The organism is Candidatus Thiosymbion oneisti (genome assembly GCF_004359955.1).
GTDB lineage: Bacteria > Pseudomonadota > Gammaproteobacteria > Chromatiales > Chromatiaceae > Thiosymbion > Thiosymbion oneisti.
In genome coordinates this window covers 1-596 of record NZ_SMSC01000130.1, presented here as the reverse complement: position 1 = coordinate 596, position 596 = coordinate 1, and the positions used below count along the sequence as shown (strand labels likewise).

Genomic DNA, 596 nt, shown 5'->3' with positions numbered 1-596 from the left:
ATAAAAGCTTATCAAGAACGCTCCAGTATGCGCGGGATCGAACGGACGTTTGGGGTTTGTCGACAAACCTTGAGTGCCTGGTTAAAAAAAAGGCAGAACAGCTCCCACCCCTTGAGAGCACGCTGAAACCAGTTGATCCTGGGCAAACAGCAGTGTTGGAAATGGATGAGTTATGGTCTTTTGTCTTCTGCACAGACACTAAAGTTTGGATCTGGATTGCGTTGAATAGAGAGACCCGAGAAGTCATTGCTTATGCCTGCGGTGATCGCGGTGAAGAAACGTGCCGACTACTCTGGGACCGTATCCCATCTGCTTATAAAAAGGCCATTGTTTTCACCGACTATTGGAAAGCGTATCAAGCCGTTATTCCCAATGAGCAACATCATCCTGTCGGTAAAGAAACGGGTGAGACGGCTCATATCGAGCGTTGGAATAATACCTTGCGGCAGCATTTAGCCCGCTTCGTACGTAAAACATTATCTTTTTCCAAATGCCTCCATATGCATGAGATTTGTTTGAAACTCTTCCTGCATCGCTATAATACCGAGTTATTACCATCTATTGGCTAAGATTTCACTTGCATATTAGCCACTACC

The 596-nt window shown here is 45.5% G+C and carries 2 protein-coding genes; both read left to right on the top strand.

Annotated elements, in window-relative coordinates; all coding sequences use genetic code 11:
* Positions 1-27: 27 nt before the first annotated feature.
* Positions 28-126, top strand: a complete 99-nt coding sequence (locus E1958_RS22220) for a hypothetical protein (protein WP_424945100.1) — start codon at positions 28-30, stop codon at positions 124-126.
* Between the two features lie 35 nt (positions 127-161).
* Positions 162-569, top strand: coding sequence for an IS1 family transposase (locus tag E1958_RS19745; RefSeq protein ID WP_165742433.1), 408 nt, complete (start codon positions 162-164; stop codon positions 567-569).
* Positions 570-596 lie beyond the last annotated feature (27 nt).

Bases quoted from the DNA above. Each gene is read 5' to 3' on its own strand.
- E1958_RS22220 (WP_424945100.1), top strand. From the start codon at position 28: ATGCGCGGGATCGAACGGACGTTTGGGGTTTGTCGACAAACCTTGAGT.
- E1958_RS19745 (WP_165742433.1), top strand. From the start codon at position 162: ATGGATGAGTTATGGTCTTTTGTCTTCTGCACAGACACTAAAGTTTGG.